11 protein-coding genes and 2 riboswitches are annotated in these 12806 nt (G+C 66.1%); of the genes, 3 read left to right on the top strand and 8 right to left on the bottom strand.

Annotated elements, in window-relative coordinates:
* Positions 1 to 3: 3 nt before the first annotated feature.
* On the bottom strand, positions 4 to 1488 hold the full coding sequence (locus JOE41_RS17645; RefSeq protein WP_209753108.1) for a CoA-acylating methylmalonate-semialdehyde dehydrogenase: 1485 nt from the start codon (positions 1486 to 1488) through the stop codon (positions 4 to 6).
* Between the two features lie 31 nt (positions 1489 to 1519).
* A complete protein-coding gene (mmsB, locus tag JOE41_RS17640; protein WP_011691183.1) occupies positions 1520 to 2422 on the bottom strand; it encodes a 3-hydroxyisobutyrate dehydrogenase in 903 nt (300 codons plus the stop codon).
* Positions 2423 to 2597: 175 nt separating this feature from the next.
* On the opposite strand from mmsB, the gene JOE41_RS17635 reads away from it, so the two are divergent.
* Positions 2598 to 3497, top strand: a complete 900-nt coding sequence (locus JOE41_RS17635; RefSeq protein WP_043430508.1) for a LysR family transcriptional regulator — start codon at positions 2598 to 2600, stop codon at positions 3495 to 3497.
* Positions 3498 to 3515: 18 nt separating this feature from the next.
* Here the strand turns inward: JOE41_RS17635 and JOE41_RS17630 are convergent, their stop codons facing one another.
* The 4 genes from JOE41_RS17630 to JOE41_RS17615 form a co-directional block, all read right to left on the bottom strand.
* Complete coding sequence (locus JOE41_RS17630; RefSeq protein WP_209753107.1) at positions 3516 to 4634, bottom strand: zinc-dependent alcohol dehydrogenase family protein; 1119 nt, start codon at positions 4632 to 4634, stop codon at positions 3516 to 3518.
* Positions 4635 to 4649: 15 nt separating this feature from the next.
* Positions 4650 to 6032: an MFS transporter gene (locus JOE41_RS17625; RefSeq protein ID WP_043429566.1), complete on the bottom strand. Its 1383-nt coding sequence runs from the start codon at positions 6030 to 6032 to the stop codon at positions 4650 to 4652.
* A 170-nt stretch (positions 6033 to 6202) separates the two neighbouring features.
* Entirely contained in the window at positions 6203 to 7387 is a 1185-nt protein-coding gene (locus tag JOE41_RS17620) for a homoserine O-acetyltransferase (protein ID WP_245200759.1), read from the bottom strand.
* A 12-nt stretch (positions 7388 to 7399) separates the two neighbouring features.
* A riboswitch (SAM riboswitch) is annotated at positions 7400 to 7515 on the bottom strand.
* 90 nt (positions 7516 to 7605) lie between these two features.
* Positions 7606 to 8922: a bifunctional o-acetylhomoserine/o-acetylserine sulfhydrylase gene (locus tag JOE41_RS17615; RefSeq protein WP_011691178.1), complete on the bottom strand. Its 1317-nt coding sequence runs from the start codon at positions 8920 to 8922 to the stop codon at positions 7606 to 7608.
* Positions 8923 to 8983: 61 nt separating this feature from the next.
* A riboswitch (SAM riboswitch) is annotated at positions 8984 to 9098 on the bottom strand.
* 161 nt (positions 9099 to 9259) lie between these two features.
* Between JOE41_RS17615 and JOE41_RS17610 the strand changes: the two genes are divergently transcribed.
* Positions 9260 to 9898 carry a VOC family protein gene (locus JOE41_RS17610; protein WP_028272557.1) on the top strand — a complete coding sequence of 213 codons (639 nt, stop codon included), beginning with the start codon at positions 9260 to 9262 and terminating at the stop codon, positions 9896 to 9898.
* A 127-nt stretch (positions 9899 to 10025) separates the two neighbouring features.
* On the opposite strand, the gene JOE41_RS17605 is transcribed toward JOE41_RS17610, so the two are convergent.
* Positions 10026 to 10793: a CPBP family intramembrane glutamic endopeptidase gene (locus JOE41_RS17605; protein WP_011691176.1), complete on the bottom strand. Its 768-nt coding sequence runs from the start codon at positions 10791 to 10793 to the stop codon at positions 10026 to 10028.
* A 109-nt stretch (positions 10794 to 10902) separates the two neighbouring features.
* On the opposite strand from JOE41_RS17605, the gene JOE41_RS17600 reads away from it, so the two are divergent.
* Positions 10903 to 11583 (top strand): histidine phosphatase family protein, encoded by a 681-nt coding sequence (locus JOE41_RS17600; protein WP_011691175.1) that lies wholly within the window; start codon positions 10903 to 10905, stop codon positions 11581 to 11583.
* An 18-nt stretch (positions 11584 to 11601) separates the two neighbouring features.
* Here JOE41_RS17600 and hutI read toward each other — a convergent pair whose 3' ends face one another.
* On the bottom strand, positions 11602 to 12804 hold the full coding sequence (gene hutI, locus JOE41_RS17595) for an imidazolonepropionase (protein WP_011691174.1): 1203 nt from the start codon (positions 12802 to 12804) through the stop codon (positions 11602 to 11604).
* Positions 12805 to 12806 lie beyond the last annotated feature (2 nt).

The following is a 12806-nucleotide window of genomic DNA, read 5'->3' as shown; positions in this document are numbered from 1 at the left end:
CGCTCAGTCCACCTGCGGGAAACCGAGGTCGATCACCGATGTGGACGGATCCGGCCAGCGTGTGGTGACCACTTTGCCGCGGGTGTAGAAGCGGATGCTGTCCGGACCGTACATGTGCGTGTCACCGAACAGCGAGTTCTTCCAGCCGCCGAACGAGAACGTCCCCACCGGCACCGGGATGGGCACGTTCACTCCCACCATGCCCGCCTCGACGTCGAACTCAAACTGGCGCGCCGCGCCGCCGTCGCGCGTGAAGATCGCCACGCCGTTGCCGAACTCGTTGTCGTTCACGAGCTTTACTGCGTCGCTATAGCTGTCCGCCCGGACCACCGACAGTACCGGGCCGAAAATCTCGTCGTCGTAGACCTTCATGCCCGGCTTCACGTGGTCCACCAGGCTGACCCCGATGAAGAAACCGTCCGAATCGAACGCGTGCTTGCGCCCGTCCACCACCACAGTGGCACCTTCTTCCTCGGCACCGGCCACATAGGAGGCCACCCTGTCCCGGTGTTCCTTCGTGATGAGCGGGCCCATCTGCGAGGCCGGATCCGTGCCGGGACCGATCGTGAGGTCAGCCATCCGGGTGGAAATGGCCTCCACCAGGTCGTCGGCAATGTTGCCCACGGCCACCAGCACGGATACCGCCATGCACCGTTCACCGGCGGAGCCGTAGGCGGCCGATACGGCGGCGTCGGCGGCCATGTCCAGGTCGGCATCCGGCAGGACCACCATGTGGTTCTTGGCACCGCCCAGCGCCTGCACGCGCTTGCCGTGGTCCGCCGCCCGCTTGTAGATGGACTGGGCGATCGGAGTGGACCCCACGAAGCTGACAGCCTTGACGCCGGGATGATCCAGCAGGACGTCCACGGCTTCCTTGTCGCCGTGGACCACGTTCAGGACGCCCGGCGGCAGGCCCGCCTCAGCGAAGACTTCCGCGATGAAAACGGCCGACGACGGGTCCTTCTCACTGGGCTTGAGGAGGACGGTGTTGCCGCAGGCGAGGGCACTGCCGATCATCCACAGCGGCACCATGGCCGGGAAGTTGAACGGGGTGATGCAGGCGACCACACCCACGGGCTGGCGCACCGAGTGGACGTCCACCCCGCTGGACACCTGCTCCGAACGTTCGCCCTTGAGCATGTGGGAAAGCCCGGTGGCGAATTCGATGTTTTCGAGGCCCCGGGAGATCTCGCCTTCGGCGTCGGAAAGCACCTTGCCGTGCTCGCTGGTGAGGATTGCTGCCAGCTCGGACTTCCGCTGCGTCAGGAGTTCCCGGACCCGGAAGAAAATGTTGGTGCGTTTCGCCAGGCTGGTTGCCCGCCAGCCCGGGAGGGCGGCCTGTGCGGCCGCGATGGCTTCCTCCACGCGGGCCGTCGATGCCAGGGCCACCTCTTTGTCCTGTGCGCCGGTGGCGGGGTTGAACACGGGGCCGAAACGGTCGGCGTCGCTGATCCGGGCGCCGTTGATGAAGTGCGGAATGCGTTCCATGGGAAAGTCCTATTCGTGAAGCAGGCAGGGTTTACTTGGAGGTCTCGAGCGAGCCGTCTACAAGTTTGATGATCATGGAGCAGTCCTTGCCGGACTGCCCGGAGTCGATGAGCCGCTGGAAGAGCGTCTGCACGTGCTCGCCGATTTCCAGCGGGGTGCCGGTGTCGCGGGCGGCGCTGATGGCCAGGCCGATGTCCTTGTTGGCCAGTTCGGTGGTGAAGGTGGGAGCGAAGTCGTTGTTGGAGGCCGCGGTGGGAACTACCCCGCCTACCGGATACCAGGTCCGCAGCGCCCAGCTGTCTCCCGAGGACACCGAGGCGATGTCCCAGAAAACCTGCTTGTCCAGGCCCAGCCGCTCGGCCAGCACGGCCCCTTCGGCGGTGGAGGCCAGGTTGATGAAGAGCATCAGGTTGTTGCAGATCTTCGCTGCCTGCCCGGTGGTGGGACCGCCGGTGGGGATGATGTTGGAGGCCATGGGCCGGATGTACTCCGTGGCCTCGGCCACGGCACCCGCGTCCCCGCCGATCATGAACGTCAGGGTGCCGGCCTTCGCCCCGCTCATGCCGCCCGAGACCGGGGCGTCCACGAAACGGAAGCCGGCGGCAGCGGCGGCGTCGTGCAGCGCCTGGGCGGAGGCGATGTCGATGGTGGAGGAATCCACCAGCAGCGTGCGGCGATCGGCATGGGCCAGGACGCCGTCCTCGCCCAGGTACACGGCCCGGGCGTGTTCGCCCTTCGGCAGCATGGTGAACACGACGTCGGCGCCGTCCACCGCCGCGGCGATGCTGGCCACCGGCTTCACTCCGCCGGCTTCTGCAGCTGCCACTGCTTCCGGATTGAGGTCGAATCCGCGGACGTCGTGACCGGCTTTTGCCAGGTTTGCTGACATGGACCCACCCATGTTCCCGAGACCGATCCAAGCGACTACTGCCATGGCGAAAAGCTCCTTTGCTTCGTGTACCAGCCGGTATTGCTGGAAGTTCCGTGTCCACCATCACACCCTGTTACAGTGCAATCAAGGGGAAAAATTACAGAGAGCATGTGCATTGATGCACATAGCTCCGGAAGCCGCCTTGTGGGCCTGAAAGCATGGATGTGAAAAAGTGGATGTGAACCGGCTGCCCAGTCCGGATGACCTGTTGATCCTGTTGACCGTGGCCAGGCTCGGCCGGTTCAATGCGGTTGCGGAGACGCTGGGCACCACGCACACCACCATTTCCCGCCGGGTCCTGGCGCTGGACAAGCAGCTGGGCGGACGGACCCTGGAGCGCAGCCCGCACGGCTGGGAACTGACCGGGCTGGGCAGCCGGGCGGTTGCCGCCGCCGAGGCGATCGAGGCGACACTCGGGTCCTTGGCCGGTGCCATCGGCGACGGCGAACACTCGCTGTCCGGCATGGTCCGGATCAGCACGTCCGATGGATTCGGTGCGGAATTCGTTGCCCCGGCCCTGGTGCGCCTGCAGCAGGAGAACCCGTCGCTGGACGTCGAGATGCTCAGCGCCACCCGCAAAGTGAGCCAGAACCGTTCCGGTGTGGACCTGGAAGTGGTGGTGGGCCGGATGGAAGTCACCAACGTGCAGCCCATCTTCCTGACAAACTATTTCCTGCGGCTGTACGCAAGTCCGGACTACGTCCGGTCCCGGGGACTGCCTGACACCCTGGACGACGTCCGCGAGCACGGATTTGTCTCCTATGTGGAGTCGGCCCTGCAGGTGGCGGAACTGGGCCACCGGTCCTCGCAGCTGCCCGCCCCCAAAACAAGTTTCCAGGCGACCAGCATTTTCGCCCAGGTCGAGGCAGTCAGGCGCGGGGCAGGCATCGGCCTGCTGCCGAACTTCATGGTGGCGGACAAGCCCGGCTTCGTTCCGGTGCTGCCTGAGCTGTTCCAGCGTCAGCTCCCCATCTGGGCGGTGGCGCGTCCCGAGTCGCTGCGCTCGGCGTCCGTCCGGGCCGTGGTGGAGGCGCTCAAGGCGGAAGTGTCAGGCCGCCGGGACATCCTGGCGGCCTGACACTACGCCTGGGCAGAGCTATGCCTGGAACAGCCGGCGAACCACTTGCCCTGCGGCCAGGGCGTCAAGGCCTTCGTTGATTTCCGCGAGCGGCCTGGTGTCCGTATGCAGCAGTTCCACCGGGAGCCGCCCGGACCGCCAGTAGTCAAGATACAGCGGAATGTCCCGCTCCGGGACGGCATCCCCCATATAGGAGCCGAGAAGCCGCTTCCCCGCTCCGGCAAACTGCAGGGCTCCGACGGTCAATTCCGCCGAAGGCTTCGGCAGCCCGACGGAGACGACGGCGCCGCCGCGCGTTACGAGCTCCAGGCACGAGGCAATGACTCCCGCGGATCCCACGGCTTCGACGGCGACGTCCACGCCGTCGCCGGTCGCCTCGGCAACCAGCCGGGCGGCGTCGTCGGGAGTTCCCACTGCCGTGGCGCCGCAGTCCCGGGCGAGCTGGTGCTTGCCTTCGTTGGGGTCGATGGCGATGACGGCCGCGGCGCCGGCCAGGGACGCCGCCATCACGGCGGAAAGCCCGACGGCGCCGAGCCCGAAGACCGCCACCGACTGTCCGGCGGTGACCGCCGCCGTGTTCAGCACGGCGCCCATTCCGGTGAGTACGGCGCAGCCGAACATGGCTGCGACGGTGTCCGGGACGTCGTCGTCGATCACCACTACTGATTCCCGCGCCACCACGGCGTAGTCCGCAAAGGCCGACACGCCGAGATGGTGGTTGATCCGCTCCCCCGACGGCGTGCGCAGCAGCGCCGCCCCGTGCAGCAGGTCCCCTGAAGCGTTGACTTCGGCGGCGCGGTGGCACAGGGCCGGTCGCCCGGAGCGGCACGCCCGGCAGTCGCCGCAGCTGGGGACGAAGACGAGCACAACGTGCTCGCCCACAGCCACGTCATGGACGCCCTCACCGACCGACACCACCCGGCCCACGGCCTCATGCCCCAAGGCCATGGGCAGCGGCCGGACCCGGGAGCCGTCCACCACGGACAGGTCCGAGTGGCACAGGCTGGAGTAGGTGATGGCCACCCCCAGTTCGCCGGCGCGGGGTTCGGGCCGGTCAAGCTCCTGCACCACTAACGGGCGTGCTTCGGTATAGCTGGTTCCGGCGGGGACGGTGGCGTACAGGACTGCGGCGCGCATGTGAACTGGCTGCCCTTACTTCTTGGCGGCGGCCAGCAGGTCCGCCGTGCCCTGCGCGTCCGCGGCGTCGACGTCGTGCAATGAGATACCGCGGGTTTCCTTCAGGAAGTAGACCGCCACCATCGTGACCAGGCAGGCGCCCAGCAGGTAGACCGCCACCGGGGTGGAGGACTTGAACTGGCTCAGCAGGGCGGTGGCGATGATCGGGGCCAGGGAGCCGGCGACGATCGAGGTGACCTGGTAGCCAAGCGAGACGCCGGAGTAGCGCATCCGGGTCGGGAACATTTCGGCCATGATGGCCGGCTGGCCGGCGTACATCAGTGCGTGGAAGAGCAGGCCGATGGTGATCGCCGCGAGGATGACGAGGTCGTTCTTGGTGTCCATCATCGGGAAGGCGAAGAAACCCCAGGTGCCGCCAAGGATGGCGCCGGCCATATACACGGGCTTGCGGCCGAAGGCGTCGGAAAGCTTGCCGACCATGGGTACGGCGCAGAAGTGGATGAAGTGCGCCACCAGGAGGAGCAGGAGGATCCTCGATGTGTCGGTCTGGACCACAACCTTCAGGTAGGTGATGGAGAACGTGACCACGAGGTAGTACAAAATGTTTTCCGCGAACCGCAGGCCCATGGCGGTGAAGACACCGCGCGGGTAGCGGCGGAAGACCTCGGCCACGCCGTAGCCCTTGTTCTCAACAACAACTTCCTTGCGTGCCTCCAGGAAGATGGGGGCGTCCTGGACCTTGGTCCGGATGTAGTAGCCCACGATCACGATCACCGCGGACAGCCAGAAGGCGACGCGCCAGCCCCAGCCGAGGAAGTCGGCGGAGGACAGCGTAGAGGAGAGGGTGAACAGCACGCCGGTGGCCAGGAGGTTGCCCATGGGCACGGCGGACTGCGGCCAGCTGGCCCAGAAGCCGCGTGACTTGCTGGGGCTGTGCTCAGCCACGAGCAGCACGGCGCCGCCCCATTCACCACCGACGGCGAAGCCCTGCACGAAGCGCAGGAACACCAGGAGCGCCGGCGCCCAGTAGCCAATCTGCGCGAATGTGGGGAGGCAGCCCATGGCGAAGGTGGAAACACCCACCAGGACGATGCTCAGCTGGAGCAGCTGCTTCCGGCCGAATTTGTCACCGAAGTGGCCGAAAACGATGCCGCCGATCGGGCGGGCAACGAAGCCCACTGCATAGGTGACGAAAGCGGCGATGATCCCGTCCAGCTCAGTGCCGGAGTTGGGGAAGAACATCTTGCCGAAAACCAGGGTGGCCGCTGAGGCGTAGAGGAAGAACTCATACCACTCAACAACGGTGCCGGCCATTGAGGCCGTCACCACTTTCTTCAGCCCTGAGGCTTTGACGTCAGTCTCATCTGCGCGCCTTGCGGCGGAGTTTTGCATGCTCATTGTGAACTCCTTCGGCGTCTCCGTCGACACCATGTGGACCATTCGGTAGCGGTCGCGTGTGATGTGCACCACCAACGCGCCGGTCCCCTAGAGTATGGACTCACATTGCCGCAGGCTCAACGCCATTTTCTGCAGAACAGCTCTGCATAAATGCACATTGAGCCAAGGGGCTAGGCGAAAAAGTTCTGCCTCAGCTGCGCGCTAAGCTGCCCGATTTCAGTCAGGAAACCGTCGTGGCCGATGGGCGCCTCGATGACGTGCACCGGGACGTCGCCCGGCAGTGCCGCCGCCAGTTCGCGGGACTGTGCAGGAAAATACAGCCGGTCGGTGTTAACGGCGGCGATGAAGAACTCAGCCTTGGCCTGGGCCAGCGCGTCCTTGAGCGGGCCGCGTCCCCGGCCGACGTCGTGGCTCATGAGCGCTTCCGTGATGGCGATGTAACTGTTGGCATCGAAGCGGCGGACCAGCTTGGTGCCCTGATGGTCGAGGTAGCTCTCCACCTGGTAACGGCCGCGGTCCCCCAGCGAGACTGCCTGAAGCGGGGCTTCGCCGCCCTGGGCGCTCCGGCCGAACCGGGCCTCCAGCTCGTCTGCGGAGCGGTACGTGATGTGCGCGATCCTGCGCGCCAGGGCCAGGCCGGCCTCAGGCTCCGCGCCGCCGTAGTAATCACCGCCGTTGAAGTTGACGTCCTGGCGGATGGCGAGGGTCTGCGCCTGGGCAAAGGCGATCTGCTCGGCAGTACTGCTGGCCCCGATGGAAATGACGGCACAGCGCCGGACCCGGTCAGGGAAGCTAACGGCCCATTCCAAGGCGCGGGCTCCACCCAGGGATCCGCCCAGGACGGCGTACCAGCTGTCGATGCCAAGGGCGTCCGCCAACCGGGCCTCGGCCGCAGTGGTGTCGCGCAGGGTCACCAGGGGGAAGCGCGAGCCCCACGGCCTGCCGTCCGGCGCGGGAGTGGAAGGCCCGGTGGAGCCGTAGCAACCGCCCAGGATGTTGATGGAGACCACGAAGTACTGGTCCGTATCAACCGGGGCGCCGGGCCCGGCAAGCTGCTCCCACCAGCCTTCTTCGTCACTGGCTCCCCTGGTAACGTGCGTGCTGCCGGTCAGGGCATGCTGCACCAGCACGGCGTTGGAACGGTCCGCGTTCAGCGTGCCCCACGTCTCGTAGGCGAGTGTGACGTCCGGCAGATGCCCGCCGGCTTCAAGGTCAAGCCCGCCGATGCCCTGGAACCTGACGGTACCGTCGGGGACAGTGCCTGCGGTTTTGCCCGCGGTGGTTTTCACGTCACGGGCTGACAGGCTGTGGCTGGATGTTTCGGGTACACCGCTGCGGGTGACGGCAATCGTCATCTGAGGACCTCTTCTTCGCGCTTGCCTGCCGCCAACTGGCCGGCAGGCCAGGTCTTCACCCGGGGCACCCCGCCGCGAAAGGAGGGTTGCCGGCCAGCAAGCCGGGGCTGTCGCTGGCACTCATGACCTTTAAAGAGTCTACGAAATGCGTCCCCGCAATGGCGAAGAATGTGACAGCAATATGACTCCCGGCGTCGAGACGCCGGGAGTCACATGCGTCAGTCGCCCTTGGCGGCGCGGAAACCGGCGTCGAGGTCGGCGATGATGTCATCGATGTGTTCCAGCCCCACCGAGAGGCGGACCAGGCCCGGCGTGACCCCTGCCACCGCCTGCTGTTCCGCCGTCAGCTGGCTGTGCGTGGTCGACGCCGGGTGGATGACCAGCGAGCGCACGTCACCGATGTTTGCGACATGCGAGTGCAGTTCCAGCGCGTCCACGAACCGCTTGCCGGCCTCGGCCCCGCCAGCGATGTTGAAGGACACGATGGCTCCGGTGCCCTTGGGTCCGTACTTGCGGCCGCGCTCGTACCAGGGGCTGGACGGCAGCCCCGCGTAGGCCACGGATTCGACGTCGGCCCGTGCCTCCAGCCATTCGGCGACGCTCACCGCGTTGGCCACGTGGCGCTCAACGCGCAGGCTCAGCGTTTCCAGGCCCTGGGCGATAAGGAAGGCGTTGAACGGAGAAACGGCCGAGCCGAGGTCCCGCAGGAGCTGGACGCGGGCTTTCAGGATGTAGGAAAGGTTCGCGCCCAGGGCGCCCCCGGCGCCGAGGTCCCGCGCGTAGACAAGCCCGTTGTAGGTGGGGTCCGGGGTGTTGAAGCCGGGAAACTTCTCCGGGTCCTTGCCGAAATCAAAGTTGCCCGAGTCCACGATCACGCCGGCAATGGCGCTGCCGTGCCCGCCAAGGTACTTCGTTGCCGAGTGGACCACAATGTCGGCACCCCATTCCAGCGGCCGGATGAGGTAGGGCGTGGACAGTGTATTGTCCACGATCAGCGGGACACCCGCCTCGTGGGCAACGCCGGAAACGCCTTCGATGTCCAGGACATCCTGGCGCGGGTTGGACACCACTTCGGCAAAGAAAAGCTTGGTGTTTGGCCGGACTGCGTCCTTCCATTGCTGGAGGTTGTCCGGGTCCTCGACGAAGGTCACGGAGATGCCGAACTTCTTCAGGGTGTGGGCCAGCAGGTTGTAGGTGCCGCCATAGAGGCTGGGGCTGGCCACCACGTGATCACCGGCTTCGGCGACATTGAGGATGGCGAATGTTTCGGCCGCCTGCCCCGAACTGAGCAGCAGCGCCGCCAGGCCGCCCTCAAGGCTGGCCACGCGCTGCTCCACTGCGTCCTGGGTGGGATTGCCGATGCGCGTGTAGATGGGCGCCAGTTCGGCCAGCGCAAAGCGGTTGGCAGCGCTCTCGGCGCTCGGGAACACGAACGACGTCGTCTGGTAGATGGGGAGGGCCCTGGCGCCGGTGGCGCTGTCCGGCTCCTGCCCTGCGTGGATCTGGCGGGTTTCGAAAGACCAGGCATTGGACATTGAAGACTCCTTCTAAAGAAAGGCACCACAGGCGGACGCACGGTATGCCGGGCCGGTTCTGGTGCCGCGCTTGCCGACCGGCGATTGCCGGAGGCCAGGTCCTCACCCGGGGCACCCCACCGCGGAACGAGGGTTGCCGGCCAGCAAGCCGGGGCTCGATGCTGGCGCTCATGACCTTGACCCAGTGTAGAAACGGAGCAATCCGTCTGAACAGGTTTGTGACGAAGGACGTCGGCCGCATGATTTTCGTGGGCTTCAGGGCCCTCCGCCATGACATCCCATCTCGGTAAGCATACCCTTAGCTGAGAGCTCCATCACAAAGTGCCAAGATGAGGGCATGCGCATGGATCACGTCTCTTACGCCTGTGAACAAGATGGCTTGGCTGCCACCACCGAACGTATTGCAACCGCCCTCGGCGTCGAAGCCGTTAAGGGCGGGGTACACCCCCGATTTGGCACCCGCAACATGATTATCCCGCTCGCCGGGCACAAGTATTTGGAGGTCGTGGAGGTCCTTGACCACCCGGCATCCGACAAGGCTCCGTTCGGGCAGGCTGTCCGGGCACGCTCCGCAGCTGGCGGCGGCTGGATGGGCTGGTGCGTCGAAGTGGACGACCTGGCACCGTTCGAAGAACGCCTCGGCCGCTCGGCTGTCAACGGCAACCGCAAGTTCCCGGACGGCCGCGAACTCGTCTGGAAGCAGATCGGTATCCTGGGCCTCATTGCAGACCCGCAGGTACCCTACATGCTCAAGTGGGAAGGCGACCCGGAGCTTCACCCGTCCAACGCCTACCCGAGCAACGTCAAGATGTCCAGCCTCACCATCGCCGGCTCGGCCGAGCGCGTCACGGAATGGCTCGGGCAACCGGTCGAGAAGCCCTTGGAGGATGTGGCCGTTGAATGGGTCGCCCCGAAGGGGACGCCGGGAATCCTCTCCGTTACGTTCGAAACCGCCTCCGGGGCAGTAACCATCTAGCCCTCTTACACCGTGTGGTCCTCCGGGCCACGGGCAGCGCGCTGCCTTTACGAACTTCGGCCGCTATCAGCGGGTGCCAACGACGTCACCCACCGATAGCGGCCGAATCCTTTTAAGCGGTTGCCGGCTAGCCCAGCCCGATGGCCTTGCCGAAGAGGCTGAAGCCGACGAACGCCACAATGTCCAGCAGCGCGTGGGCGATCACCAGTGGCATGACGCGGCGGGTCTTCGTATAGATCCACGCAAATACCACGCCCATGATGGCGTTGCCGATGAACGGACCGAACCCCTGGTAGAGGTGGTAGCTGCCCCGGAGCATGGAGCTGGCGAAGATGGCCAGCGGCATGCTCCAGCCAAACTTGCCGAGCCGGTCCAGCAGGTACCCCACCACGATGACCTCCTCCACGATCCCGTGCCGTACGGCGGAGAGAATCAGCACGGGGATGGTCCACCAGTAGGCGTCGAGCGCACTGGGGATGATGGCCGTGGTGATGCCCAGCGCCCGTCCGGCGGCGTACAGCCCCAGGGACGGTATGCCGATCAACGCCGCGAGGCCCAGCCCCTGCAGCAGGTCCTTGCCGGGACGGGCGAAGTTGAAACCGAGTTTGCGGAAGGCCGAGGCCCCGGACTCCCCCGCCGTCCGGTGCTCGGTAAGGAAGTAGATGACCAGCACCACCGGCACCAGGGCGAAAACAATGTCCAGCAGCTGGTACGTGAGGTCGAAGTATTCGCGGCTGCTCTGGGAGCGGTTGAGGGTGGAGGTCCCTTCCGCCAGGGGTGCCCGCGTCAGCTTGTCCAGCAACTGCACCACCGAATACACGGCGGACTGCCCCAGCGACAGACCCAGGACAATCCAGACTTCTAACCGCAGACGACGGCGGGAGGGAACCAGCATGTTCCTATCTTGCCTTCACTTTCTGGTTCTTTCCTGTCCGCCGCTTCCGGCCGGTCGCAGGGCAACGCTTCCGCTGAGCCGCGCGGTCCGGGGCCTATGCTTGGAATTTATGAGTGCGCCCGGAAAAATCATCATGATCCGGCACGGCCAGTCCGCCGCCAATGCCGACACCTCCATCTATAACCGGGTGCCCGATTACCGCATACCGCTGACCGAACTCGGCGTGGCACAGGCCCGGGCCGCGGGCGAGGAGATCCGCCGGGAACTGGACGGGCGGCAGGTGTGTGTGTACGTCTCGCCGTACCTCCGGGCCTACCAGACCCTTGAAGCGCTCAACCTGGGACCGCTGGTGGAACGGATCATCGAGGAACCCAGGCTCCGCGAACAGGACTGGGCCAACTTCCAGATCGCCGGGGACATTGAGGACCAAAAGGAACTCCGGAACGCCTACGGCCACTTCTTCTACCGCTTCCGTGAGGGTGAATCCGGCTCCGACGTCTACGACCGGATCTCCTCTTTTATGGAAACCCTCCACCGGCACTGGTCCAAGCCCACCTACGCCCCGAACGCCCTATTCGTGACGCACGGGCTCACCATGCGGCTGTTCTGCATGCGCTGGTTCCACTGGTCCGTCGAGTATTTCGAGTCGCTCAACAACCCGGAGAATGCCGAAGTGCGGACCCTGGTGCGCACGGATAAGGGCAAGTACGAACTGGACAAGCCGTTCAGCCAGTGGGAGGACCGCCGCGTGGACGAGACAGTCCTGGACGCTCCGCCCATGGTCTTCTAGGCGCTTCCGGCCGGCGCGTCAGCGGGCACGGACGCCCGCCCGCCAGACGGCGTGGGTCAGCGGGATGCCCGGCCGGTAGGCCAGGTGGGTGGCCGAGGGTGCGTTGAGCAGGTGCAGGTCTGCGCGGTGGCCGATAGCGACCGAACCCACCGCCCGTTCGCCGTCGACGTCGTTGCCCGCCTCCCGCCGCAGCGCAAGGGCACCGCCGTACGTCGCAGCGCGGACGGCCTCATGGACGCTCAGCCGCATCTGGAGAACGGCGGTGGTCACGCAGAACGCCATGGAGCTCGTGTAGGAGGTGCCGGGGTTGCAGTTGGAGGCCAGGGCAATCGGCACCCCGGCGTCGAGCAGCTCGCGCCCGGGAGCAAGCGGCTGGCGGGTGGAGAGGTCGCAGGCCGGCAGGCAGGTGGCCACGGTCCCCCGCGTTCCGGCACCCTGCCACCCGGACCAACTCCCTGCCAGTGCCTCCACGTCCGCGGCGGACAGGTAGTTGACGTGGTCAACGCTTGCCGCGCCGAATTCCACGGCCAGCCGCACGCCCGGTCCTTCGCCGAGCTGGTTGCCGTGGACGCGGAGGCCCATACCCGCATCCTTGCAGGCCTGCAGCACACGGCGCGACTGTTGCTCGTTGAAGGCCCCCTGCTCGCAGAACACGTCCGCCCAGCTGACGTAGGGCCGGACGGCCGCCAGCATGGGCCCGCACACCAGGTCGGTATATTCGTCGGCATCGGCACCGGCGGGGACCAGGTGCGCGCCCAGGTATGTGACTTCGTCAGCCACCGTGGAGGCGATGCGCGCGCTGCGCGTTTCGTTTTCCACGTCCAGGCCGTAGCCGGTCTTGGTTTCGAGGTACGTGGTGCCCTGCGAGACCGCTTCGGCCACGCGGCCCAGGGCCAGCCTGGTGAGGTCGAAGTCGCTTGTCCCGCGGGTGGCACCGGTGGTCACGGCGATGCCGCCGGCGCTGTAGCTCTCCCCGGCCATCCGGGCCTCGAACTCCGCAGTCCTGTCACCGGCAAATATCAGGTGGGTGTGCGAGTCCACCCAGCCCGGCAGCAGCGCCCGGCCTCCGGCGTCCACTTCGTCGTCAGCGGCCGGCGCGGCCGACGACGGCCCGATCCAGGAGATGCGTTCCCCTTCGATCACCACGGCGGCATCCTTGAGGACGCGGTGCTCCGCGTCCTGGGTCATCAGCTCGGCAATGTTGGTGATGAGGGTGCTCATGG

Origin of the sequence: Arthrobacter sp. PvP103, from assembly GCF_017833075.1 — a bacterium.
Taxonomy (GTDB): Bacteria; Actinomycetota; Actinomycetes; order Actinomycetales; family Micrococcaceae; genus Arthrobacter.
This window is presented reverse-complemented; position numbering and strand designations above follow the sequence as displayed.

Excerpts from the sequence above, each read along its gene's own strand:
- JOE41_RS17615 (WP_011691178.1), bottom strand. The coding sequence starts at position 8,922 with ATGTCCAATGCCTGGTCTTTCGAAACCCGCCAGATCCACGCAGGGCAG.
- JOE41_RS17620 (WP_245200759.1), bottom strand. The coding sequence starts at position 7,387 with ATGACGATTGCCGTCACCCGCAGCGGTGTACCCGAAACATCCAGCCAC.
- JOE41_RS17605 (WP_011691176.1), bottom strand. The coding sequence starts at position 10,793 with ATGCTGGTTCCCTCCCGCCGTCGTCTGCGGTTAGAAGTCTGGATTGTC.
- JOE41_RS17625 (WP_043429566.1), bottom strand. The coding sequence starts at position 6,032 with ATGAGCATGCAAAACTCCGCCGCAAGGCGCGCAGATGAGACTGACGTC.
- JOE41_RS17610 (WP_028272557.1), top strand. The coding sequence starts at position 9,260 with ATGCGCATGGATCACGTCTCTTACGCCTGTGAACAAGATGGCTTGGCT.
- mmsB (WP_011691183.1), bottom strand. The coding sequence starts at position 2,422 with ATGGCAGTAGTCGCTTGGATCGGTCTCGGGAACATGGGTGGGTCCATG.
- hutI (WP_011691174.1), bottom strand. The coding sequence starts at position 12,804 with ATGAGCACCCTCATCACCAACATTGCCGAGCTGATGACCCAGGACGCG.
- JOE41_RS17630 (WP_209753107.1), bottom strand. The coding sequence starts at position 4,634 with ATGCGCGCCGCAGTCCTGTACGCCACCGTCCCCGCCGGAACCAGCTAT.
- JOE41_RS17645 (WP_209753108.1), bottom strand. The coding sequence starts at position 1,488 with ATGGAACGCATTCCGCACTTCATCAACGGCGCCCGGATCAGCGACGCC.
- JOE41_RS17600 (WP_011691175.1), top strand. The coding sequence starts at position 10,903 with ATGAGTGCGCCCGGAAAAATCATCATGATCCGGCACGGCCAGTCCGCC.